The organism is Aquimarina amphilecti, from assembly GCF_900109375.1.
GTDB lineage: Bacteria > Bacteroidota > Bacteroidia > Flavobacteriales > Flavobacteriaceae > Aquimarina > Aquimarina amphilecti.
Map to the genome: position 1 here is coordinate 588,693 of NZ_FOAB01000001.1, position 25,367 is coordinate 614,059.

Sequence of the window (25,367 nt, forward strand, 5' to 3'; positions counted from 1 at the left end):
TTTTTATTTAGCTAAAATGATATGTTTTATATCATGACCATTTTTATATGAATAAAGTAACAATACATAGTCTATTTTCTGATTTCGATATTAATCTTTTTAAAGCTGGAAAGCATTATCGATTATACGAAAAATTTGGTTCTCACATTATCACTTTAGATGGAGTTAGAGGAACATATTTCTCCGTTTGGGCTCCATCCGCCAAAACTGTTTCGGTTATTGGTGATTTTAATTATTGGGTAGACGGAGAACATCTATTGCATGTGCGTTGGGATGAATCTGGAATTTGGGAAGGTTTTATACCTGATGTCGGAAAAGGAAATATTTATAAATATAAAATCCAATCTAATAACAATGATGTTATAACCGAAAAAGCAGATCCATACGCACGTAGATGTGAACATCCTCCTAAAACAGCTTCAGTAGTATGGGAAGACTCTTATGATTGGAAAGATAATCAGTGGATGAAAAACAGAAAAAAGCATAATGCTATTGATGCTCCTTTTTCAGTTTATGAAGTTCATTTAGGGTCTTGGAAAAGAAAGATTGAAGAAGATAGGTCACTTTCATATGTAGAATTAGCGGATGAATTAGTCTCATATGTAAAAAAAATGAATTTCACACACGTAGAGCTAATGCCAATAATGGAATACCCTTATGATCCATCCTGGGGATATCAGTTGACAGGTTATTTTGCTCCAACATCTCGTTTTGGTTATCCCGAAGAGTTTAAATTACTAGTGGACAAACTTCATCAGAATGATATCGGAATTTTATTAGATTGGGTGCCATCTCATTTTCCTGAAGATAGTCATGGTCTAGGTTTTTTTGATGGATCGTGTTTATACGAACATCCAGATAAAAGAAAAGGCTTTCATCCGGATTGGAAGAGTCTCATATTTAATTATGAAAGAAACGAAGTTAAAAGCTTTTTGATCAGTAATGCGATTTTTTGGTTAGATCAGTTTCACGCAGATGGATTAAGAGTAGATGCTGTTGCTTCTATGTTATTTTTGGATTATTCTAGAGAAGATGGTGAGTGGGAGCCCAATCAATATGGAGGAAGAGAAAATCTTGCAGCGATTGACTTTATGAAAGAATTAAATAAAGAGATTTATATAAGCTATCCCGATGTTCAGACTATTGCAGAAGAATCTACTTCGTTTCCAATGGTCTCTAAACCAACGTTTCTTGGTGGTCTCGGTTTTGGTATGAAATGGATGATGGGATGGATGCATGACACTTTATTATATTTTTCTAAAGAGCCAGTTCATAGAAAACATCATCAAAACGATCTTACTTTTAGCATGACGTATGCATTTACTGAAAATTTCATGTTACCCTTATCACATGATGAAGTAGTATATGGGAAAAGAAGTATTATAAATAGAATGCCAGGTGATGAGTGGCAGCAGTTTGCTAATTTGAGATTGTTGTATGGTTACATGTTTACACATCCTGGGTCCAATTTACTCTTTATGGGAGCAGAATTTGGACAGAGAGAGGAATGGAATTTTCAGAGTAGTTTGGATTGGCATTTATTACAGTATGATTACCATTCTGGGATACAAAAATTGATTACAGATCTTAATTCTTTATATAGAAAGCAACCTGCACTATATGAGAAACAGTTTGAAGCTGATGGTTTTGAATGGATTAGTTATGATGATCATGAAAATTCTGTAGTTGCTTATTTAAGAAAAGGAAATAATAAGAAAGATAATCTAGTAATAGCATCTAATTTTACACCTGTACCGCGGAAAAACTATCGAATTGGATTACCTGCACAAGGAGAGCTAATTTCATTATTCAACAGTGATGAAAAAACCTATGGAGGAACAGGTGATTTTATATGTGAAAATATTATAATAAAAGATGAAAAATGGCATTATAGAGATTATTCTGCAGAGATTACTATTCCTCCATTAGGGATAGTAGTGTATAGAATTGAAGGCCGATAATTACCGTTCGTTGAACATATTGTTATATTCTTTTAAGAGCAGTAGTTTAAGGAATTGTTAATTGATTTTAGTTTCAAACGTTTTCGTAAAATGTTTTTGATAAATACTAATTAAAAGAATTTATTTATTGCAATAGATATTGTTTTTTTACATAAGATAAGAGTATAAGAAAAGAAACCAACCAACTATGATTACTAATACTGAGTTAGAGATAAAAGGGAATTTGTTTCCCGGAAAAATCATTTCCTTTTCACAAATTGTAGATAAGATCAATTTCACTACGGAGAATGGTGTAATTCTTCAAGTAACTATCATAAGAGGAAGTGTTGTACGTTTTAGGTATGCAACTGATAATAACTTTGAGAAAGACTTTTCTTATGCTATTAGTGATAAAGGTGCTCGTGGTTATAGTGAGTTAGAAGTCAAAGATCTAGAAGATCAATATGAAATTATTACTAAAAAAATAATAATTTCTATTGCAAAGGCCAATATTAGTGTCAAGATTAGTGATAGAGAAGGAAATGTTATTTGTAAAGATGACTGGGGATTTCATTGGGAACAAAGCTACGAGTATGGTGGAAACATCGTGAAGATGAGTAAATCAGCACCTCAGGGAGAGTGTTACTATGGCTTAGGAGATAAACCAATGCATTTAAACCTAAAAGGGAAACGAATTGAAAATTGGGCTACAGATCAATATGCTTTTGGTAAAGATCAAGATCCATTGTATAAGAGTGTTCCGTTTTATATAGGAATGTATGAAGAAAGAGCTTATGGAATTTTCTTTGATAATTCTTTTAAAACGTTTTTTGATTTTTGTAATGAAAGACGAAATGTAACTAGTTTTTGGGCGCATGGAGGAGAAATGAACTATTACTTCTTTTACGGACCCAATATGCAAGATGTGGTAACCAGATATACCGATCTTACAGGTAAACCAGAGTTGCCACCATTATGGGCTTTAGGCTATCATCAATGTAAATGGAGTTATTATCCAGAAAGTAAAGTAAAAGAAGTTACTACCAAATTTAGAGATTTAAGAATACCGTGTGATGCGATATACCTAGACATAGATTATATGGATGGGTTTAGATGTTTTACTTGGAATAAAGAGTATTTCCCTGATCCAAAACGAATGGTGGAAGAGTTAGCAGAAGATGGATATAAGACCATTGTTATTATTGATCCAGGAATTAAGATTGATGATGAGTATTCTGTATATCAGGAAGCAATGGAAAATGATTATTTCTGTAAGCGAGCAGATGGACCGTATATGAGAGGAAAAGTATGGCCGGGAGAATGTTTTTTTCCTGATTTCACTAATCCAGAAGTTAGAGAATGGTGGGCAGGATTATTTAAGGAGCTAATTGATGAAATAGGGGTTAAAGGCGTTTGGAATGATATGAATGAACCAGCTGTAATGGAGGTTCCTGGAAAAACATTCCCAGATGATGTACGTCATAATTATGATGGTAACCCTTGTAGTCATAGAAAAGCGCATAATATTTATGGCACACAAATGGCACGTGCTACTTATGAAGGTATCAAACGATTTGCATATCCAAAAAGACCGTTTGTAATTACTCGATCGGCATATTCAGGAGCACAACGTTATACTTCTTCTTGGACTGGTGATAATGTAGCTACCTGGGAACATCTATGGATAGCTAATATCCAAGCTCAGCGCATGAGTATGAGCGGAATGTCTTTTACAGGAAGTGATATTGGTGGATTTGCCGAGCATCCTACAGGAGAACTATATGCTCGTTGGATACAATTGGGGGTATTTCATCCTTTTTGTAGAACTCATTCTTCTGGCGATCACGGAAATCAAGAACCTTGGACCTTTGGTGAAGAAGTAATAGATGTTACTAGAAAATATGTTGAGTTGCGCTATCAATTGTTACCATATTTATATACAATGTTTTGGGAATATGCAGAAGAAGGAATACCAATGCTAAAGTCATTGGTGTTGTATGATCAATTAGATCCTCAAACACATTATAGAACAGATGAGTTTGTGTTTGGTAACCAAATTTTAGTATGTCCTGTACAGGAACCTAATGCTAAGGGTAGACGATTATACATCCCTCGTGGTAATTGGTATAACTACTGGACACGTGAATATGCTAAAGGAGGGATGGAACAATGGGTTGATGCAGATTTAGATACTATCCCAATTTTCATAAAAGAAGGAGCCATTATTCCTAAATACCCAATCCAACAGTATGTAGGAGAAAAAAAGATTGAAGAATTAAAATTGGAAGTATATTATAAACTAGGAAATAAGGAAGTATCTAAAGTTTATGAAGATGCACAAGATGGTTATGATTATGCTAAAGGTAGATTTAGTTTAAGAAGTTTTGCTTTTACAGGAAAAGAAAATGAAATTATCATCCAACAACATAAAAATGGAACTTATATCACCGAATATGAAAGAATGAAAATAGAATTTATTGGGTTACCATTTGCTGTCGGAGAAATTGAAATTGATAATGTTGTAGTATCTTTAAATGATTTGAAATATGATGAAAAAAATAATACAGTGGTAGTCCCTAAAGATTTTACAGAGCTTCATATTGTTGCTAAATAATACAGTTTGTCGATCATAAAAGCCTTACATAGATTATGGTGAATAAATAGATTGATTTTTATTAAAAAGGATGTTTCGAATTTTGTAATTTTAACCTACAATATTCACATCTATTTTATAATATTATGAAAAATAAAAAAATAGTAGTTGCACTGGGATCTGTGTTCCTTTTTCTTTCTTGTGCAACTAACCCTTTTACTGGTAAACAAACCTTAGCTTTAGTACCCAATTCTCAGATATTACCAATGGCTTTTCAGCAGTATGATCAGTTTTTGGGAGAAAATAAAGTGGTAAAAGGAACGGCTGATGCACAAATGATAACACGTGTCGGTCAAAAAATATCTAAAGCTTCAGAAAGATGGTTGAATGCCAATGGTTATGCAGGATACTTAAAAGATTATAAATGGGAATATAATCTGGTAGATGATAAAACGGTAAACGCTTGGTGTATGCCAGGAGGGAAGATCGTTTTTTATACAGGTATTTTACCAATAGCTGATGGAGAAACAGGTGTTGCAGCGATTATGGGCCATGAAGTTGCCCATGCATTGGCTAACCATGGTCAGCAACGAATGAGTGCTTCTCAGATTCAGCAGGTTGCTGGAGTTGCAACTACTGTTGCTGCTAGTGGACAAAATGAGCAAACTCAACAAATTATAGGAACGGCATTTGGATTAGGAAGTCAATTAGGAGTAATGTTACCTTTTAGTAGAAGTCATGAAACAGAAGCTGATCGTATTGGTTTACAGTTAATGGCTATAGCAGGGTACAATCCAGATGAAGCGGCGGAGTTATGGAAAAGAATGAAAGCGAATAGTGGTGGACAAGCACCAGCAGAGTTTATGAGTACGCATCCATCTAATGATACGCGTATCTCTAATCTTACTGCTTGGTCACCCGCTGCGAAAGCTGAAGCTAGAAAATTTGGAGTTACAAGTTTTAAATAATTGTAAATTTTCAATTCTTAAAAAGATTATACTTATTTTAGAAGCTGTTCTGGAAAAATCCAGAACAGCTTTTTTAATTTTCATACATGGGAAACACACTACCTAAAGGACATAAGAAATTATTAAATGCCTGGGCTTTTTATGATTGGGCAAACTCTGTATATAACCTAACTATTTCATCTGCAGTATTTCCTATATTTTGGGGAGCATTAACGATTATTAGAGATGATCAAGGAGATATAGTTAGTGATACTGTTTCTTTTTTAGGATATGATTTTAATAATGACTCCTTAATTAGCTATGTAACAGCTTTGGCGTTTTTGATAGTCTCGTTTATTAGTCCCTTTTTATCCGGAATAGCCGATTATGTTGGTAATAAGAAGAATTTTTTGAAATTCTTTTGCTATTTAGGGGCATTATCCTGCATCGGTCTATATTGGTTTTCGTTAGATAATTTGTTTTTCAGTTTGTTATGCTATCTTTTAGCATTGATCGGTTTCTGGGGAAGTATTGTTTTTTACAATTCTTATTTGCCAGATATAGCTTTTCCTGAACAACAAGATGCTATAAGTGCTAAAGGGTATTCTTTAGGGTATATCGGTAGTGTAATACTTTTAATTATAAACCTAGTAATGATATTAAAATATGATTGGTTTGGTTTCGAGAATGAAGGATTACCAACTAGGTTGTCATTTTTGATGGTAGGTGTTTGGTGGATTGGATTTAGTCAATATACCTATTATTATTTGCCTAAAGGAAATAAAAAGAATACCTTATCTAAAGATGTTTTATTTAATGGTTTTAAAGAATTAAAACTAATCTGGAAAGAATTAAAGCATAATATTAGATTAAAAAGGTATTTATTTTCTTTTTTTGTTTACAGTATGGCTGTACAAACCATCATGCTTATTGCTACTTATTTTGGTATAGAAGAATTGGATTGGGGAACACAGAATGCTACAACAGGTCTTATTATTAGTATTCTTTTAATTCAATTGGTAGCGATAGCAGGCGCATTTCTTACATCGAAAGCATCTGCCAAATATGGTAATATAAAGACACTTATAGTTATTAATTTTATTTGGATTATAGTGTGTATTTATGCCTATACAATTACAACACCAACACAGTTTTATATTGCTGCTGCTATTGTAGGTCTAATAATGGGAGGTATACAGGCACTATCTAGATCAACATACTCTAAGTTATTACCTGAAAATGCTGTAGATACAGCTTCGTATTTTAGCTTTTATGATGTAGCAGAAAAAATAGGAATAGTTATTGGTATGTTTTCTTATGGTATTGTAGCTCAGTTAACAGGAAGTGTTAGGTTTTCGATATTGTTTTTCATTATATTTTTTATAGTGGGTGTTTTTCTACTTTTTCGAGTGCCAAAGGAACAAGAATAAGAATTGTGAACTTTAGCATAAGTACATTAAGTGTTGTTAAATTTTGTTAACAATAGGCAGTTAATATATGATAATATTCTTTGTTTCGTTTTATTAGTTGTGTAGATTAAAAACAAACTTTTAAAACCAATAACCTTATGACTAATAAAACAGACTTCATCACTTTAAACCAGAATCTTTGCATTTGATCTAAATTATTAAATACTCTTATGATTTTTTAAATCAAAGTGCATTTATATTATGATATTTGAATAGAAATTGGCAACCAAATTTTACATTTAAACATAAATTAATACTCATGAAAAAACTGATATTATTACTTACAGTTATTTTACTAGCCTCTTGTTCTGCTAGCCAGAAAACGATTATAGCTGCAAAGAAAACTTTAAAAGGAGAATGGTCTTTGGATAAAATATCCTATGATCGTTCTGGTGTTTTTGAAGTAACATTATATAATGATGCCTCGGCAGAGTGCCTAACTGGAGGTATTTGGAAATTTATCCCAAATAATAATACAGGTAAGTATACTGTAAACGAAAGTCAGTGTACCTCTACAGGAGCTCGTAATTTTAGATTTACCATTCCTGAGCCTACGGAAAATGGAGATTATAGTTTTCTTTTTAAACCAATTGATGAAAAGAAAAAAAGTACAAATAATAATAAAGGGTATCGCATGACACTTAAGCATTTGGATGATACTACCATGACTTGGACACAAACAGTAAGTCTGGAAGGAAAGCCATTTGTGATCACAATGAATTTTAATAAATTACAATAAATCAAATCTTTAGATAATGATACGATCAAATTTTAATAAAATAGCAATAGCATTAACTACTTTAATTGTCTTAAATAGTTGTGATGCTGTTCAAAATGCAAACAACACACAAAAAGGCGCTGTCATTGGAACAACTACGGGTGCTGTTCTTGGTGGTGTGATAGGGAATAATGTAGGAAATAAAGAGAATTCTGTACTAGGAGCTATTATTGGAGGTGTTGTAGGTGGTGTTGCCGGTGGTGTAATTGGTAAACAGATGGATAAACAAGCCCAAAAAATAGAAGAAGAAATTCCTGGAGCAGAAGTAACTAGAGTAGGAGAAGGAATCGATATTATATTTGATGAAAATAGTGGTGTGTATTTTGACACTAATAAGTATAATATCAACTCAAAATCTAAGGAAAATTTAAATAAGCTTATTGGAATTTTTAAGGAGTATCCAGATACTAATATTATAGTAGATGGACACACTGATAGTTCAGGTGACGATGCATATAATATGGAATTGTCTAAAAAGCGAGCAAATGCGGTTACTAGTTATTTGGTATCTCAGGGAATTAGTACATCGAGATTGACCACATATTATCACGGAGAAACGTTACCTAAATATGATAATGCTACTGCAGAAGGAAGAGCAAAAAATAGAAGAGTAGAATTTGGTGTTTTGGCAAATGATAAGATGATTGAAGACGCCAAGAAAATAGATTAATCTTAACTTAATAATCTTTTTAATCTCCAAAGAATATATTTTTCTTTGGAGATTTTTTTTGCAATAATGTTTTTACCCTGAAAACAGTGATGCTATTTTCACTATTTAGGATGTAGTATGAAGACAGTAATAAGAAGATATTTGTTGTGTAAAACAAATTAACCTTTTTAATCTAAGTTTTGAGAATAATTTCTTTTCTATTTATCGGTATTCTTTTATCAAGTTGTGGTGCATCAGATGCTTTTACTAGAGCGGCCAAAGTTTCAATTAATGGAGTTTGGATTTTAAAACGAGCAAATTTTGATACTACTAGTACTACTAAATATAACGTAACTGTATTAGGAGATGTTCCTTTAAAGTGTATTGAAAGTACAAATTGGGAATTTATTTCTAATAATAATACTGGTAGTTATGCACTATCAGGCACTTCTTGCCCAAATACAGGTAATTATAATTTTATATGGTCTATTCCTAAGGGAATTCAGGGTGATAATCATAGTATTCTATTAAAACCTGTGAATGAAAAAATGAAAAGTGAAATAAATAATAAAGGGTATCGTATGCATTTGTATGAATTGAATGAGGATAAAATGATCTGGAGTTATGATATGATCGCTGATGGAGAAAAGCTTACGATCAAGTTATACTTTGATAAACAATAACTAGTGAAATTTATAACCAACAAATATAATTTTATACACATGAAATCACACAAAATCAAAAACTCAAAGAAACTAATATATGTAGGAGTATTGTTAATTACTCTCATGAGCTGTAAATCCATGAAAAATTCCGAATTAGGTGGTTTTATAGGAGCTACCGGAGGTGCAATTATAGGAGGAGTTATTGGTAACAATACTGGGGGAGATACTGAGCTTGGTGCTGTTATCGGCGGAATAGTAGGAGCTACTGTAGGAAGTGTTATTGGTAATCAGATGGATCAACAAGCGAAAAAAATCGAAGAAGAACTACCAACAGTAGTGGTAGAAAGAGTAGAGGAAGATATTAATATAGTTTTTGATGAAGAGAGCGGAGTTTATTTTAAAACTAATAAACACGAATTAAATGAAAGTTCTAAAGAAACGATAAATAAACTAGCAGAAGTGCTGAAAGAATATCCAAATTCCGATATTCTTATAGAAGGGCATACCGATAATGTTGGTAAAGAAGAATCCAATTTTGTTTTATCAAAATATCGAGCACAATCGGTTAAGAATTATCTAGTAGAATTAGGAGTAGAGGAACAGAGATTTACTGTTGCTTATTATGGAGAATCACAACCTAAGTATACAAATGATACTTCAGATGGTAAATCAAAAAATAGGAGAGTAGAGGTTACAATATCACCTAATGAAGCTCTAAGAAAACAAGCAGTTGCTCAAATAAAAGAGTAAAATTCTGTAATTGAGAATTATAAATCCCGACTTATTAGTTGGGATTTTTTTATGCTCAAAATTTATGTATCTTCAATAAATGAATAGTCATAAACACATAGTTATTATTGGTGGTGGTTTGGCTGGTTTAACCAGTGCTATACATTTGGCTAAATATCAAATACCTGTGTTAATTATAGAAAAAGATAGGTACCCAAAACATAAGGTTTGTGGGGAGTATATTTCTAATGAAATCTTACCATATTTAGATTTTTTAGGAATAAAAATTGATGATTTAGGTGTTACGAAAATTTCTGAGCTAAATATTAGTACAACAGAAGGTAAAGTAATCAAGAGTAAACTTCCTTTAGGAGGGTTTGGAATTAGTAGATATACATTAGATAATTATTTATGGAATTTAGCCAAAGGATTAGGAGTGCAAATGCTAAATGATCAAGTTTTAGATGTTGATCACCAAAATAGTATGTTTTATATTAAAACGGCTAAGCAAGGCGTATTTACTAGTGATTATGCTATAGGAGCCTATGGTAAACGATCCATATTAGATAAAAATTTGAAACGAAGTTTTAGTAATAAGAAATCTCCTTGGTTAGCAGTAAAAGCTCATTATAAAGCTGATTTTGATCCTAATACTGTTGCGTTACATAATTTTGATGGAGGTTATTGTGGTTTATCTATGGTCGAAAATAACATTGTTAATGCTTGCTATCTTGTGAATTATGATAGTTTCAAAAAATATAAGGATATAGCGCATTTTGAGCTTAATGTCATTAAGAAGAATCCATATTTAAAAGACTTTTTTGAAAAATCCGAACCAATATTTGAAAAACCGATTACTATAAGTCAGATTAATTTTGATAGAAAGAAGCCTGTTGAAAATCATATCTTTATGTTGGGAGATGCTGCGGGATTAATTCATCCTCTTTGTGGTAATGGTATGGCTATGGCTGTTCAGAGTTCTAAAATTTTATGCGAGTTACTTATCAATAATTATAGTTCTAAAATTTATACTACCGAACAGATAGAAAAGCTTTATACAAAAAAATGGAATTCTACATTTTCTAAAAGGTTATATGCAGGAAGAGTGCTTCAAAAAGTTTTATTAAATAGTAATATCCAGCGAATAGTACAGAAAATGGCAAATTTAATCCCCGTTATTGTTCCGCAGATTATAAAACAAACACACGGAAAACCATTAGTATGTTAGTGAATCTTATAAAAAGAAGTAACGAGGCCGAGCTAATGGATGATCCTAATGTTGATGAAAAAGATCTTGCAATAGCATTATATGATATCTCTAGAGTGAATAGATTATTGGGAGGTAATAGTATCACGATTAACTCAGTACTAGAAAAGATAAAAGCTAATGAGAACAAGCGTGAATGGATTATAGCTGATCTAGGATGTGGTGATGGAGAAATGCTAAGGCAGTTAGCGGATGTGCTTAGAAAAAAAGGTGTTAAAGCAAAATTGATAGGGATTGATAATAATAAAAAATGTTTGTCACAGGCTAATAATTTAAGTAAATCATATACCGAGATTATTTATAAAAACATAGATATCTTAACATTAACAAAAGAAGATTTTTCTTGTGATATTATTCTTTGCACATTGACCTTACACCATTTTAAAGATGATGAAATAAAGGAAGTGCTTCAGAAAAGTTTAGAATTAGTTTCGAGTGCTTTAATTATTAATGATATACACAGGAATACTTGGTCTTATTATTTATTCAAAGTATTTAGTTATTTCTTTATTAAAGGGCGTATTGCTAAAAATGATGGATTAGTGTCTATTAAGAGAGGTTTTAAACGAAAAGAATTAGTAAGTTTTGCAGAGGATTTAGGACTTAAAAAGTATCAATTACATTGGAAATGGGCATTCAGATACCGCTGGATAATCAATAATTAAAAAAGGGAAAAGAATTTGAGCGTAAAAATAACAACAGTTGCTAAACAGTTGCCAAAATATGTAAGAGATACAAAAGAGATACTTCCTTTTGTATCACAATGGCTTACAGGTCAAGAAGATCGTTTTAAAAGAAAGGTTCTTAAAATTTTTGAGAATGCTGCTGTAGATAGACGTTATGGAATTATGAGTATAGAAGAAGTTTTTACGGCAACTTCTTTTGAAGAAAAAAATGATATTTATATAAGAGAAGTAAAAGATTTGGGAGAATCCGTCCTCAAGAAAGCTTTGGATAAGTCTGATTGGGATCCAAAATCATTAGATTATATAATTACGGTTAGTTGCACAGGCATAATGATTCCGTCATTGGATGCATATTTAATCAATTCTTTAGGCCTTAGGCAGGATATAGTTAGACTTCCTGTTACCGAAATGGGTTGCGCCGCAGGAGTTTCTGGTATTATATATGCCAGAAATTTTTTAGAAGCTAATCCAAATAAAAGAGCAGCTGTGATAACTGTAGAAGCACCTACAGCCACTTTTCAACATGATGATTATAGTTTGGTGAATATAGTAAGTTCTGCTATTTTTGGGGATGGAGCGGCGTGTGCGTTGCTTTCTTCTGAGGAACAGTCTGATGGTCCAAAAATTTTGGCTGATGAAATGTATCATTTTTATGATGCGACCATGATGATGGGATTTAAGCTGACTAATGGAGGATTACAAATGATATTGGATAAAGAGGTTCCTGAGAAAATAGCCAAGTATTTCCCAGATATTATACATCCTTTTCTATTAAAACATGGGAAGTCTATTGAAGAGATAGATCATCTAATTTTTCATCCTGGAGGTAAAAAAATTGTACAGACGGTAGAAAATCTTTTTGGTGACCTCGGTAAGAATATTGACGAAACAAAAACTGTATTACGGGAATATGGTAATATGAGTAGTGCTACAGTACTGTATGTTTTAGAGCGTTTTATGGATCAAAAACCTAATAAAGGAGAAACAGGATTGATGTTAAGTTTTGGTCCTGGATTTTCTGCACAAAGAATACTATTAGAGTGGTAAATGTATATATTGAAATAGCAAATCTAAATTAGAATAAAATGAAAAACGTATTAGTTTATGTCTTTTTTATAGTAATATCAACATCTTCTTGTAAAGCCAATGATACTAACACTACCAATACTGATTTAGAAATTTCTAATGCAGAAGTTACTAGTGTTTCTGTTGCTGGAGAACAAAACAGTTATACATTTAGTGTGCAAATAAAAAGCCCAGATTTAGGGTGTAATCAATATGCGGATTGGTGGGAGATTGTGTCAGAAGATGGCACATTATTATATAGAAGAATTTTAGCACATAGCCATGTAAATGAACAACCATTTACAAGATCAGGAGGTCTAGTTAACATCACCAAAGATCAAATAGTATATGTCAGGGCGCATATGAATACTGTTGGGTATGGTGAATTAGTTTTTAAAGGAAATGTTTCTGATGGATTTAGTCAAGAAATACTTGAAACAACGTTTGCAAATCAATTAGAATCTGAAGAGCCTTTGCCTAGTGATTGTGCTTTTTAAAAACCAATATAATTTTGACAGAAGAACAGATCATTAAAAACTTACCTTATCAAGATCCATTTTTATTTGTTGATCAAATTTTAGAAGTAGATGAAAATCATATCAAAGGTACCTATACGTTAAAACATGATGAATATTTTTATAAAGGACATTTTAAAGAAAAACCTATAACCCCTGGAGTTATTCTTACAGAAATTATGGCGCAGATTGGGTTGGTATGCTTAGGAATATTTATTCTAGATGAACAAATTAATGAGAATCCAATTAAGGTAGCGATGAGTAGTACAGCTATTGATTTTTATAAACCAGTATTACCAGGAGATAAAGTAATAGTAAAATCAAAAAAGGAATATTTTAGATTTAATAAATTGAAATGTAAAGTTGAAATGTTTAATGGCGAAGGTAATTTAGTAGCAAAAGGATTGATCGCAGGTATGACAGGTTAAAATTTACTATTAGTAATTCTTTAAAATTTTATGAATAATAGAAGAGTAGTAGTTACAGGTTTAGGCGTGGTTTCTCCAAATGGAACGAACGTTTCTTTATTTAAAGAAGCTCTTCGGAAAGGAGTATCTGGAATTAGATATATTGACGAATTAAAATCACTTAATTTTTCTTGTCAAATAGCTGGTAAACCAGAATATAAAAAAGAATACTTAAACAATTACTTTAACAGTATTCAGTTGAAAGGTTTAAATGCTTCTGGATTAGAATATGGTGTAATAGCAGGATTAGATGCTTGGAGAAATGCAGGTTTAGAATTAATTGATAAAAAGGATAATCCATTATGGGATGCAGGAGTTATTTTTGGTACAGGGATACTCGGAGTTGATAAGTTCAGAGAAGCTATTTATAAAGTTGATGATGGTAATGTTAGAAGATTAGGTAGTACATCTGTAATACAGACAATGGCAAGCGGTATTAGTGCATATTTAGGAGGCATTATAGGATGTGGTAACATAACAACAACGAATTCTTCTGCATGTAGTACAGGCACAGAGGCTATTTTAATGGCATATGATCGTATTACTCAAGGAAAAGCAGAAATTATATTAACAGGCAGCACTAGTGATAGTGGGCCTTATATTTGGGGTGGTTTTGATGCGATGCGAATCCTTCCTCATAAATACAATGATAACCCTACAGTAGCTTCAAGACCTATGAGTGCTACAGCAAGTGGTTTTGTACCAGGAAGTGGAGCAGGAGCGTTAGTAATAGAAAGCTTAGAAAATGCTCAAAAGCGTGGAGCTACGATTTATGCAGAAATATTAGGCGGCCACGTAAATAGTGGCGGCCAAAGAAATGGAGGAAGCATGACAGCTCCCAATAGTGCAGCTGTAAAACAATGTATCAAACAAGCTGTCATTAACTCAGGTATCAATAACAATGATATTGATACGATTAATGGACATTTAACAGCAACTACAAAAGATGTTGTAGAGATAGAGAATTGGTGCAGTGCTTTAGCAAGGAATGGAAAAGAGTTTCCATATATAAATTCATTGAAAGGTTTAGTAGGACATTGTTTAGCTGCGTCTGGTAGTATAGAAAGTGTAGCTACTGTACTTCAGTTGAAAGAAGGTTTTATTTTTGGAAATAAAAATTGTGAAGATTTACATCCGGAAATAGAAGCTATGATTGATAAAGAACGGGTTCCTACTAAAACAATATTAAAACCTATTAATATTGCTGTAAAAGCTAGTTTTGGGTTTGGAGATGTAAATGCTTGTATTATCTTTAAAAAATATTCATAATCAAAAAAAGTTCATGACGAAAGAAGAATTACTATCTAAATTAAAAACTATTATAGAACCCTATGTTCAAAATCAGGAAGGATTAAAGCAAATTTCTGAAGCTACTAATTTCATTGATGATTTAGAGATCAATTCAGCAAATTTAGTAGATATAATACTTGATGTAGAAGATGAATTTGGTATCGAAATAGATAATGATGGTATGGATAAAATGTTGACTGTAAAAGCATCAATAGAAGTAATTCAGGATAAATTAGCTACTAAATGATAGGTGATGATATTGTAGATCTTAAACTTGCCAGAATCCAAAGTAATTGGAGAAGAAAAGGCTGGTTACAAAAGATTTTTGCAGAATCAGAACAAGAAATGATCTGTAATTCTGAAGATCCAGATGGATTAATTTGGAAGCTTTGGAGTATGAAAGAAGCTACTTATAAAGCACACCAACGCCGTTTTTCTATTCCTAGAAAATATAACCCTTGGGCATTTGTTTGCTCGGATGAACAGGTGACAATTAATAACTATAGTTATAATACCGTTTCTAAACATACGGATAAGTATGCATATACTATTTCCTATACAGATCAAAGTAATTTTATTTCTAAAGTGTTTACTGATAATTCATTAAGATATAAAAGAGTACTTCAGAATTATGTTGCTGATGTAATTGGAGTAAAAGAATCTTCTATTTCTATTCATAAAGATATCAATGGAATACCTAGTATCAAGATCAATAAAGAAGCTGTAGATATACCTCTTTCCTTTTCTAGCCATGGATCATTTTCGGCTTTTACTATTGATTTACCTTAAAGAAGAAGAATAGGGGCAAAATACCCTAATAAAAACAGTATTTATACCCTTATACAGTATTCTTATCATTTGTATTTTCGCAATAGGGAAAATAAAATTTAAACGAATCAAAAATGATCAGTACTTTATTAAGTAAAAGGAATACTATACCTGATGAGAAGATAAAAATAACTCGTCTAAAAGAAATGAATATTGTAAATAACGAATTCCTAAAATCTTCAGAAAAATTAGCAAAAGCGTATAATATTCATATATAAATCAAAATAGTATAATTTATTTCAAAATAGGAAAATCAAATACAATATCTAGTTTGTTTTTTTCTCTTTCATCGTGGATATTAACTCCATAATCACTGGTGTAAATAGTAGTTTTGCCAAGTAATTTTTTAGTAATATCTAAGGTGAAATTGATAATGACTTCTTTGGTAATACCTTTTATTGTGAGATTACCTATTACCTTATAGTTGTTATCTCCAAAATGGACTACTTCAGAACTTTCGAAGTTTATTTTAGGATATTTCTTTTTGTAAAAGAATTTTTCCCACATTAAATGACCATCTCTTAAAAAATTACCAGTTTCCAACGTATTTACAAGAGCTGTTCCTTTAAAATAGGCATTGTCGGGATCTTCTGGATTAAAAGAGATTTTGAAATCTAATCCTGCAATAGTTCCACTAGTATCTTCAGAAGTAAAATCAAAAGATATTTTTGCGTTTTTCTTATCAAAATCAAGTTTAATAAAATCATTTATTAATGCATCTTCATGCCCGATGTATCCATCAGATCCACTAATCATCTTATCCGCAGGAGGTGTAAACTGACCATAGCCAAACGGAATTAAAAAAATTAAGAAAAGAATCGAATTAAGGTAGGTTTTCATATCAAAAGTTAAGTTTTAAATATATAAATAATCAATAATCATTCCAATAGCTTTAACATATCAAACTTGGTAAAGGTTTTGAAAATCAACAGAATAATGATAATTTGATGTTAACATTTCTAAGAAATTCTGAAAAAAAATATAACTTAGAAAGGATTTAAAATATCAGGTTACGAATCTATAAAGTTTTTGAATATGGAAAATCAAAATAAAAAGAAATCTTGGTCAAAGAGAAAATTTGCTGATTTCCAAAACAAGTATCGTAGATCTTCTAATTTTGGATATGGATCCAAAAGAGATAAGTTTGCTATTGCGGGAGATGGTGAATTAGCAGTACTAAGAAAAAAGAATTCAGATGATATGAATATTATGAGCTAGTATTCATTAGTTGATCTTTTTGTCACTAGCTTTGATATATATTAAAATACCAACAGAAATTGCAGCACAAATGGAGAACCCTAAGAAAAGTGGTAACGCTGTATCACTTACATACTTTCCTATATAAGTACTAATAGGAACAGCCATTATTGTGCTTATAAATCCTGTAATAGCTGCTGCTATTCCTGCAATATGACCAACAGGTTCCATTGCTAGTGCTCTTAAATTACCAAACAGAAATCCTATTGAAAAAAATTGCAATCCAAAGAAAACTAAAAGAACTATTACATTAGGATTCGGATTTCCATAAAACAAAATAAGGTAAACTAACGAAATACCTAAAAAAGAATATAACGAAATCGTTACTAATTTTTCCATTCCATATTTTAAAACTAAAGTTCCATTTAAGAAAGTAGCGGAACCAATAGAGATTGCTAATAATGCGAAAATATATGGGAATTCATCTTTGAGTTGATATTGCTGTTCGAAAATTTGCTGCGAGCTACTTAAATATACTAAAAATGATCCTACAATGAACCCTGAAATAAGCGTATATGCAATGGTTGTTTTGTATTTCACTAATTCTCGTAAACCATCTATAAATATAGAAGGAGTAAACTTTATCCGTTTTTCTACAGTTAGAGTTTCTTTTTGCCGTTTCCAGAACCAAAGAGACACCAAACCGCTAAATACTAGTTGAATATAAAAAATTGCTTGCCAGTTTGCATGATCTAATACTGATTTACCTAATGCTGGAGCTACAATTGGAACCAGTAGAAAAACAACGGTGATAAAAGACATAATACGTGCCATATAATCTCCACTATATGTATCTCTAATCATTGCAATAGCAATTGTTCTAGGTGCCGAGAGTCCTATACCTTGTAAAATTCTTCCAGCAATCATGACCGTAAGATTAGTAGCGTTAATACACATAAAACTTGCTATAACAAAAAGTAAGATTCCAATATATACTACAGGTTTCCTTCCGATACTATCCGATATTGGTCCAAAAATTAATGGCCCGATACCAAGTCCCAAAAAAATCATAGTTATCAATAATTGGTTATCCGCAAGTTCTGTTGTACCAATACTAATTCCTATAATATCTAATGCTGGCAATAGAGCATCTATGGCTAATGCAACAATGGACATAAGTGATGCCATTAAGCCAATAAATTCTAATTGAGCATATTTTTTATTTTGCATTCCGCAAAAGTAATTTATTTAAGAATGTAGTCTTCTATTAATCTTAGCTATTTAACCTTTAGTTAAGAGCATTTTTGCTACGATCTAATACGATAGAATTTGTTGTATATTGGATTATATGAAATTGTTTAACGCACAACGCAAAAATCTAATGAAAGATAAGGGGATACGAAAATATCTATTGTATGCTATTGGTGAAATTATTTTGGTAGTTATCGGTATACTAATCGCTGTTAGTATTAATAATGCAAATGAAATAAGAAAAACTAAAAATAATCTAAAAAATATTCTTACTACATATAAAGAAGATTTAAAGATTGATACGATAATGGTGGGGCGTGCTTTGGATGTATTAGATGCTAGAAAGAAAATGTTTGATCAATTTTTAAGTGATTCTGTAACCATAGAAATGTATAAGAAGAATCCATCAGCAATGGGATTGATTCTTAATTATAATCCATTCGAGCTGCAACAAAAAGGAATCCGATTATTAGAAAAGTTTAATAGTAATACAGAAACGGATAGTCTTGTTACAATCATATTAGCTAACCATAATGCTTTTGATAAACTTATAAAAGAGACACACGAACGAATCGGTAGTGATATTAGCGACAATATGAATTACCTAAAATATAATCATCCATGGATTGGTGATCTATTATTAGGGAAATTAGAAAACCCTGCGATGTATGAGTATTTTATAAGTGATACGTACAGAGCTAGATTGGCAATCCATAATATGCTAGTTTATGGAAATCTAAAACCTATATTAGATCAATATATCAAAAGCACAAAAACAATTTTAGTTGATATAGAAAAAAGAGTAGGAGATTAGTAGGTGTCATATAATTGAATTATGGCTTAAAATTCGTAAATTACGGTATAGAGTTTGGTGGTAATTAGTTGTAATACAAAATAATACATTATGAGGGCTGTTTTTTTATTGTTCGTGTTAGGAAGTTTTTTGATAGGGTGTAGTGGTGCAAAAATTGTAGCTCCAACTGCCCAAAGTGAAGCATTAGAAGCATTGATTGCTAAAAAATCTTTTACTATAGAATCTGATTGGATGTATCCATTAGCAACGTCAAGCATGAATACTATAGCTAATAGTGGTTTGTTACCGCCGGGAAGTACTGTTAATGGAATTAGTCTTATAGGAAATCAGAATTATGTAAGAGTCCACGGAGATAGTATTTCAATGGAACTACCATTTTATGGTGAACGACAATTACCCGGTCAGTTTACTAGAAATGAAGGAGGTATTGTGTTTAAAGGAGTTCCAGATCGGTATGAAGTTACTAAAGACGAGAAGCGCCAAAGACATATGATTAAGTTTACGGTTAAGAATAATAGAGAATCCTATAGGGTTATGGTAACGTTGTATCCAAATTGGACTTCTAATATTAATATAAATAGTAGTCATCGTACATCTATTCGTTATAGAGGAAATGTGTCGATTTTAGAATCGGATGACGGATTGGTTACTAATTAATGTTTTATTTCTAATAGTAAAAGTTGGTAAGTAGGTTTAAATACTTTTAAGAAGATCATCAATATCTTCTATATAAGTTTGATAAAACTCTTCAACATAGGGTCTTCTGCTATTGTAACCTTGTGCTAAAAGTTCCTTAGAAGTTTCTAATGCATTTTTTATTTCTAAAGGATTATGATCTAGAGCTTTTAATGTTTTTGCTTTCCAATACATTAGATCAGCATTATTATTATACTTTATCCCTAATTCAAATTTTTCCATTGCTTTATTAAACTCACCTGTTTCATAATAGGTAATACCATAGTACATAAACGCTCTACTCTCTATATAATTTAAATCACCCGATTTAGTTTCGTGAGCAAAAAACTTTTTGAAATAATCTTGTGCTTTTGGATACTCCTTTTTCATCATATATGAGATACCTCGCATAAAATCGATATTCTCAGATTGTGGATAATCAACAAAATTTGGAGTAAGCGTATCTAATTCATTAAAATCTTTAATAGCATTATCATAATCTCTATAAAAATATAAATATAAATATCCTCTATATCCTTGCCAAGACTCTGGATCAAGTGATACAGCTTTTTTGTATTTTTTCATAGTTTCTGTATTGATACCACGCTTTACTCTAGAGGCCCCCATTTCTCTATGGGGATCAGAGAAAGTAGTATCTAAAATACTAGCCTCTTGAATTTGAAAATGTTCCTCTGGAGAACCTTGATAATACACTCCATGCAGTCCTTTCATAAACTGTTTAGCATATTTTTTGGACTCGGTTTCCGTAAACTCAGTTTTGTACAATTCTGGATTTTGATTGCAAGAGCTAATGAACAAAACCAGAAAAAATAAACTACGGTAAAATATCTTGAATCTTTCCATTTTTTAAAATAAAGGTTATGTAGAAGTAAGAATCTCTTTCTGTATTTCTAATTACACAAGGTTTCCATTGTTTTACATTAGAAATGATATCATATAAATGCATAATTGTTTCCTCAGGAAACTCCTTCTTATTGTATTCAAAATCAGCGGTTTGATCAGTAGTAAATTTGCCAGCTTTTCCTTTACAATTAATAACAAACCTAAAAGTTAAATAACCCGATTCATTTTTTAGTTTACTCAAATCTAGTTTGCTAAAAACTAATCGTTTCAAACTTCCTTTTCCTCCAATAAATCCCGCTCGATCATTTGCTCCATTATAATAATCCGCTATATAATCATGATCACCACAGAGCACTAGCTCTTTATCCTTATCAATAGTTTTATTAAAATCAATATAACCAACACGTTTTATATTGTGCTGAGAAAGATTATTAAAATCTGAAGGTAATAATTGTTCAACTAGTATTCTTTCTATTCTATATGCATCAGTAGTAAGAGTAGATGCGTATAGTCCTAAATCTTGAACGTAAATGCTACGAGAATAAAAGTTTGTAGTTTTTTTTTGATTTTCTCCAAACACTGAGGTATTTATAATATTTTGCTCTACAATTTTAGCTGGTTTTGATTCAATTGTAGTATCCTTAACCATTTTAATAGATCTACTATCATCAATATACCTAGATGTATTATTCTTCAGTTTTGCCTTATAGTAAACAGTATCCTGATTAAAGGTAAGATAATAATTCATAGCTTCTTCTTGGTACACAGCCGTAAGTGTATCTTTGCCATAGAAACGTTGCGCACTAACTTCTATCATATGGTTACCTTGAATACTAAATTGATTAGAAGATAGTATTTTAAAATCTGGGCCATATATTTCTTTACGATAGATACTATCATTTAATTTTTTGATTAAAGAATAGTCGATATAAGTTCTTGGATCTTGTTGATCTTTTAAGTAAACATTTCTATAATATTTATTTACGATACCTTCGTTTCCTCCATGTTTAGGGATAAAAAAACGTTCATTCTGACTAAGGTTTTTATTACAAGAAGAGCATATAATGCATAAAAATAAAAACAGTAATTTTTGGTACATTGATTTGATATAAGTTGATGAATAAAGGTAATTCTTATTTTATGAATATAAAATTAAAAAAACACCAACCATAATACCGAATAAGGGAACTAGCTTTTTTCTTTTATTCTTTTCTTTGAAGACAAGACCACCGATCACAACTGCTATTAATATTTGACTTCGTTTTATAGCAGACAACAGCATAATTAATGCTTCAGGATCTTGTAGCGCTTTAAAATAGAAATAATCCGCTGCTTGCAATAATACACCTACTGCTACAATCGTCCAACGCCAAGTGAATTTCTTTCTTTTTTCTACATTATTAAACCAGGTAAATGACAAAATCACTAATAAGATTAAAACAGTGTAAAAACAAAACCAAAATTGTAAAGTTTGTGGTGTAAGTGCCAAACTCTGAATAAGAAACTTATCATATAAACCACTAGAGGCTCCTAAAAATGTGGCTCCAATAATCGCAAAAATCCACTTATTTCGTTTAAAATTGATCCCTTCTTTTTTACCAATTTTAGAATATAATACTACAGAAAATATGATCAAAAAGAAACCTATCCATTGTAAGAAATTTGGTCGCTCTTGATAAATCAAAATAGCTCCTATAAATGTAAAAAATGGACCTGCAGAACGTATTGGGGTAACTATAGTAATTGGTAAATGTTTAAGTGCTTGATATGCTAAAATCCAAGAAGTAGCCATTATCATTGATTTAATAAAAATAAAACCATGTGTTTGCCAAGGAATTGCATCAATATAAAACCCGATCTCTTTTGTAAATTCCGGATAATATTGAGATCCTATAAAAAAGGGAAGGAGTAACAAGAAACCAGATCCAATAGTACCAAGAAGTACAGGAAAAACCTCATTTCCCTGTACAGCATGCTTTTTACATAAATTGTGCAATCCTAAAAAAAGAGCTGCTAATAAACCTTGATACATCCACATGCCGCGAATATAAGTTATTAGAAAATTTTATAAAGAGTTGTGCTTATTCTATTTTTTGGGAATTACCTGATTAAAAACTTCCTCGAGTTTTTAGTATAGTGCAAGGCTAACAAAGTATTTGATCAGAAAAAGTTAAAATAACTGTAGGAATTATACTTCTTATATTTTTTATATAACATAATTACGAATATTGTATTTTTTTAAGACTTAAATTGATGTTTACTTAATTAATTGGATATATTTGCGCCATCATACCAATTTATTATTCACGCATAATACTTTTTAACTATTTAACACAAATCATTTAATTAAAACCTAAAATGAAAACTCAACTAAGCTTTACGAAAAAAACGTTATGGCTACTTGCCATAATAATGATAACCAGTGTTGCAACTTATGCACAGCAGGTTATTAATGCAACATTGCAAAACGATGGTAGAACGAGACAGTATCGTCTGTACATTCCCGCTAGTTACGATGCAAGTAAACCAGCACCTTTGATACTGAACTTTCACGGATTTACCAATAACATCGATACTCAGTATAATCAGAGTGATTTTAGACAATTAGCTGAAGACAATCAATTTATTTTTGTTACTCCTCAAGGGTTAGGAGGTTTTTTCTCTGGATGGGCCATAAATAATAATTTTGGAGGTAATGAAGATGATTTAGGATTCTCAGATGCTTTAATAGACGTAATTCAACAAGACTATAATATCAATGAAAAACGAATATACGCGACTGGATTTTCCAATGGTGGTTTTTTTAGTTATCGACTTGCTTGTGAATTAAGCCCTAGAATTGCTGCAGTAGCTTCTGTAGCAGGGAGTATGACCAGAAGCTGGATTACTAACAATCAATGTCAACCACAGCATCCTACCGCTGTATTACAGATCACAGGGACCAATGATAATGTAATTTCTATAAATGGTAATGGGACAAATGAACCAATACAAGATGTTATGGAATATTGGTCTGCCGTCAATAATGGTGATAGTACTCCTGATGTAACCCAATTAGGTGGTGGTTCTACACGTTCTGTTTGGGATAATGGTGATAACGGTGTGACAGCAGAATTTATTAGAATACAGGGAAAAGGACATAGTTGGAATGGCGGAAATGTAAACACATCTCAAGAAATTTGGGATTTCTTTTCTCGATTTGATATTGATGGAGCTATAGATGGGACACCACCGCCTCCACCTAATGATGTTTGTTCTGGAGATATATCTTCTTTTCCTTTCAATGAAAGTTTTGAAAGTAATTTTGGGGATTGGAGTAATGCTACATCTGGTGATGACATAAACTTTACTCGAAATTCTGGAGGTACGCCTTCTAATCAAACAGGACCAAGTAGCGCTGTAGATGGAAGTACTTATATTTATGTAGAAGCATCTGGTAATGGAACAGGTTTCCCTAACAAAAGAGCGATACTTAATTCTCCTTGTTTAGATTTTACAGCAGTAAATACGCCAATACTTAATTTTCAATATCACATGTTTGGAAGTCAGATTAATAGTTTGACTGTAGAAGCTAGAACAAATAATACAGGAAATTGGTTGCCAGTATTTAGTAGATCTGGAGATCAAGGTAATGTTTGGAACACTTCTAGTATTGATTTATCAAGTTATGCAGGTAACCCAAGTGTTCAGTTACGATTTAACGTGCTAACAGGTACTGGAACTAGTGGGTGGCAAAGTGATATTGCTATAGATGCTATCTCTATTCAAAATGGTTCGGGAAATCCTGATCCAGTTTGTGAAAGCCTAGATTTTAACGATTTTATAGTAACTTCTTTTTCTAATCAAGATAGCGCAGGAAACTTCTCAATACAAAGTGGAGGATCTTCGATTTCATTAACCAATAATACTTGGAAATCTATTGGATTCAATTATACAGTAACTTCAAATACGGTAATTGAGTTCGAATTTAGCAGTACATCACAAGGAGAAATCCATGCAATTGGTTTTGAGGATAATAATTCACTAACATCATCACGTTATTTTAAGGTACATGGTACTCAGAACTATGGTGTAACTAATTTTGATAATTATTCTTCTGGGACGACTACGTATGTAATTCCTGTTGGGAATTTTTATACAGGTGCTATGGATAGACTGGTTTTCATAAACGATAATGATGCGGGATCAGGAAATAATTCAATTTTTTCTAATGTAAAAATATACGAAGGATCTTGTAATGGTTTATCGGCAGCACAACTTATTGCTGACTTGGATAATAAAAGTGCGATCATAGGAACAGATAAAGAAGGTATCGAAACTATAAAAATGACTCCGAACCCAACAACTGATAAGTTTTCACTACATGTAGATTCAAGAAGTACAGAAGATGCTATAGTTCATATATACAATACTTTAGGCCAGAAAAAATATGAAGCTGTAATGAAACCAGGGATTAATAATTTCTCTGCTAGCAATTTATCACTTAGTTCAGGAGTCTATATTGTAAAAATTAGATCTAAAGGAACGGAGGATATTACTAAAAAATTAATTGTTAAATAACGAATAAAGTAATAATTGGTTAATGATACATAAAGATGCTTCAATTTCATAATTGGGGCATCTTTTCTGTTTATCGTAGAATCCTAAAGTTAAAAAGCAGAAATAACATTTCTTATAT

At 31.7% G+C, this 25,367-nt stretch carries 26 protein-coding genes; 21 read left to right on the forward strand and 5 right to left on the reverse strand.

Annotated elements, in window-relative coordinates; translation table 11 throughout:
- Positions 1-47: 47 nt before the first annotated feature.
- The 17 genes from glgB (at position 48) to BMY33_RS23335 (ending at position 16,106) form a co-directional block, all read left to right on the forward strand.
- The gene (glgB, locus tag BMY33_RS02610) at positions 48-1,961 is read left to right on the forward strand and encodes a 1,4-alpha-glucan branching protein GlgB (RefSeq protein WP_091405174.1); all 1,914 of its coding nucleotides are present in this window, start codon (positions 48-50) and stop codon (positions 1,959-1,961) included.
- Positions 1,962-2,148: 187 nt separating this feature from the next.
- The gene (locus tag BMY33_RS02615) at positions 2,149-4,554 is read left to right on the forward strand and encodes a glycoside hydrolase family 31 protein (RefSeq protein ID WP_091405177.1); all 2,406 of its coding nucleotides are present in this window, start codon (positions 2,149-2,151) and stop codon (positions 4,552-4,554) included.
- A 125-nt stretch (positions 4,555-4,679) separates the two neighbouring features.
- Positions 4,680-5,501 (forward strand): M48 family metallopeptidase, encoded by an 822-nt coding sequence (locus BMY33_RS02620; RefSeq protein WP_091405183.1) that lies wholly within the window; start codon positions 4,680-4,682, stop codon positions 5,499-5,501.
- 86 nt (positions 5,502-5,587) lie between these two features.
- Entirely contained in the window at positions 5,588-6,910 is a 1,323-nt protein-coding gene (locus BMY33_RS02625; protein ID WP_091405187.1) for an MFS transporter, read from the forward strand.
- A 298-nt stretch (positions 6,911-7,208) separates the two neighbouring features.
- Positions 7,209-7,688, forward strand: coding sequence for a lipocalin family protein (locus tag BMY33_RS02630; RefSeq protein ID WP_091405189.1), 480 nt, complete (start codon positions 7,209-7,211; stop codon positions 7,686-7,688).
- Positions 7,689-7,707: 19 nt separating this feature from the next.
- The gene (locus BMY33_RS02635; RefSeq protein WP_425284217.1) at positions 7,708-8,397 is read left to right on the forward strand and encodes a YiaD family glycine zipper/OmpA-like lipoprotein; all 690 of its coding nucleotides are present in this window, start codon (positions 7,708-7,710) and stop codon (positions 8,395-8,397) included.
- Positions 8,398-8,576: 179 nt separating this feature from the next.
- Positions 8,577-9,059 (forward strand): lipocalin family protein, encoded by a 483-nt coding sequence (locus BMY33_RS02640; RefSeq protein WP_091405191.1) that lies wholly within the window; start codon positions 8,577-8,579, stop codon positions 9,057-9,059.
- A gap of 39 nt (positions 9,060-9,098) precedes the next feature.
- Positions 9,099-9,791, forward strand: a complete 693-nt coding sequence (locus BMY33_RS02645; protein ID WP_091405193.1) for a YiaD family glycine zipper/OmpA-like lipoprotein — start codon at positions 9,099-9,101, stop codon at positions 9,789-9,791.
- A 79-nt stretch (positions 9,792-9,870) separates the two neighbouring features.
- A complete protein-coding gene (locus BMY33_RS02650; protein ID WP_091405194.1) occupies positions 9,871-10,998 on the forward strand; it encodes an NAD(P)/FAD-dependent oxidoreductase in 1,128 nt (375 codons plus the stop codon).
- On the forward strand, positions 10,992-11,702 hold the full coding sequence (locus BMY33_RS02655; protein WP_091405196.1) for a methyltransferase domain-containing protein: 711 nt from the start codon (positions 10,992-10,994) through the stop codon (positions 11,700-11,702). The genes BMY33_RS02650 and BMY33_RS02655 overlap by 7 nt, the downstream gene beginning before the upstream one ends.
- Before the next feature lie 15 nt (positions 11,703-11,717).
- Complete coding sequence (locus tag BMY33_RS02660) at positions 11,718-12,770, forward strand: type III polyketide synthase (protein ID WP_091405197.1); 1,053 nt, start codon at positions 11,718-11,720, stop codon at positions 12,768-12,770.
- 38 nt (positions 12,771-12,808) lie between these two features.
- Positions 12,809-13,285 (forward strand): hypothetical protein, encoded by a 477-nt coding sequence (locus BMY33_RS02665; RefSeq protein WP_091405199.1) that lies wholly within the window; start codon positions 12,809-12,811, stop codon positions 13,283-13,285.
- 14 nt (positions 13,286-13,299) lie between these two features.
- Complete coding sequence (locus BMY33_RS02670) at positions 13,300-13,731, forward strand: 3-hydroxyacyl-ACP dehydratase FabZ family protein (RefSeq protein WP_091405200.1); 432 nt, start codon at positions 13,300-13,302, stop codon at positions 13,729-13,731.
- A gap of 30 nt (positions 13,732-13,761) precedes the next feature.
- Complete coding sequence (locus BMY33_RS02675) at positions 13,762-15,039, forward strand: beta-ketoacyl-[acyl-carrier-protein] synthase family protein (protein WP_091405202.1); 1,278 nt, start codon at positions 13,762-13,764, stop codon at positions 15,037-15,039.
- A 13-nt stretch (positions 15,040-15,052) separates the two neighbouring features.
- Positions 15,053-15,307, forward strand: a complete 255-nt coding sequence (locus tag BMY33_RS02680; RefSeq protein ID WP_091406071.1) for an acyl carrier protein — start codon at positions 15,053-15,055, stop codon at positions 15,305-15,307.
- Positions 15,304-15,849 (forward strand): 4'-phosphopantetheinyl transferase superfamily protein, encoded by a 546-nt coding sequence (locus BMY33_RS02685; RefSeq protein ID WP_091405203.1) that lies wholly within the window; start codon positions 15,304-15,306, stop codon positions 15,847-15,849. Before BMY33_RS02680 ends, BMY33_RS02685 begins: the two co-directional genes overlap by 4 nt.
- A 113-nt stretch (positions 15,850-15,962) precedes the next feature.
- Positions 15,963-16,106, forward strand: a complete 144-nt coding sequence (locus BMY33_RS23335) for a hypothetical protein (RefSeq protein WP_170836981.1) — start codon at positions 15,963-15,965, stop codon at positions 16,104-16,106.
- 16 nt (positions 16,107-16,122) lie between these two features.
- Here the strand turns inward: BMY33_RS23335 and BMY33_RS02690 are convergent, their stop codons facing one another.
- Positions 16,123-16,728: a YceI family protein gene (locus BMY33_RS02690; protein WP_091405205.1), complete on the reverse strand. Its 606-nt coding sequence runs from the start codon at positions 16,726-16,728 to the stop codon at positions 16,123-16,125.
- Between the two features lie 195 nt (positions 16,729-16,923).
- Here BMY33_RS02690 and BMY33_RS02695 point away from each other — a divergent pair, with 195 nt between their 5' ends.
- Positions 16,924-17,106: a hypothetical protein gene (locus BMY33_RS02695; RefSeq protein WP_091405206.1), complete on the forward strand. Its 183-nt coding sequence runs from the start codon at positions 16,924-16,926 to the stop codon at positions 17,104-17,106.
- A 6-nt stretch (positions 17,107-17,112) separates the two neighbouring features.
- Here the strand turns inward: BMY33_RS02695 and BMY33_RS02700 are convergent, their stop codons facing one another.
- Positions 17,113-18,315, reverse strand: a complete 1,203-nt coding sequence (locus BMY33_RS02700; RefSeq protein ID WP_091405208.1) for a multidrug effflux MFS transporter — start codon at positions 18,313-18,315, stop codon at positions 17,113-17,115.
- A 151-nt stretch (positions 18,316-18,466) separates the two neighbouring features.
- On the opposite strand from BMY33_RS02700, the gene BMY33_RS02705 reads away from it, so the two are divergent.
- Both BMY33_RS02705 and BMY33_RS02710 read left to right on the forward strand, forming a co-directional pair.
- Entirely contained in the window at positions 18,467-19,150 is a 684-nt protein-coding gene (locus tag BMY33_RS02705; protein WP_139195575.1) for a DUF6090 family protein, read from the forward strand.
- A gap of 90 nt (positions 19,151-19,240) precedes the next feature.
- Positions 19,241-19,807 (forward strand): DUF4251 domain-containing protein, encoded by a 567-nt coding sequence (locus tag BMY33_RS02710; protein WP_091405211.1) that lies wholly within the window; start codon positions 19,241-19,243, stop codon positions 19,805-19,807.
- A gap of 36 nt (positions 19,808-19,843) precedes the next feature.
- On the opposite strand, the gene BMY33_RS02715 is transcribed toward BMY33_RS02710, so the two are convergent.
- From BMY33_RS02715 to BMY33_RS02725, 3 genes are read right to left on the reverse strand one after another with little or no spacing between them, the layout of a single operon-like run.
- Positions 19,844-20,611 carry a tetratricopeptide repeat protein gene (locus BMY33_RS02715; protein WP_170836982.1) on the reverse strand — a complete coding sequence of 256 codons (768 nt, stop codon included), beginning with the start codon at positions 20,609-20,611 and terminating at the stop codon, positions 19,844-19,846.
- A 49-nt stretch (positions 20,612-20,660) separates the two neighbouring features.
- Positions 20,661-21,788, reverse strand: a complete 1,128-nt coding sequence (locus BMY33_RS02720; RefSeq protein WP_091405214.1) for a hypothetical protein — start codon at positions 21,786-21,788, stop codon at positions 20,661-20,663.
- 39 nt (positions 21,789-21,827) lie between these two features.
- The gene (locus BMY33_RS02725; protein ID WP_091405216.1) at positions 21,828-22,727 is read right to left on the reverse strand and encodes an EamA family transporter; all 900 of its coding nucleotides are present in this window, start codon (positions 22,725-22,727) and stop codon (positions 21,828-21,830) included.
- A 320-nt stretch (positions 22,728-23,047) separates the two neighbouring features.
- Between BMY33_RS02725 and BMY33_RS02730 the strand changes: the two genes are divergently transcribed.
- Positions 23,048-25,249, forward strand: a complete 2,202-nt coding sequence (locus BMY33_RS02730) for a T9SS type A sorting domain-containing protein (RefSeq protein WP_091405217.1) — start codon at positions 23,048-23,050, stop codon at positions 25,247-25,249.
- Positions 25,250-25,367: the final 118 nt, after the last annotated feature.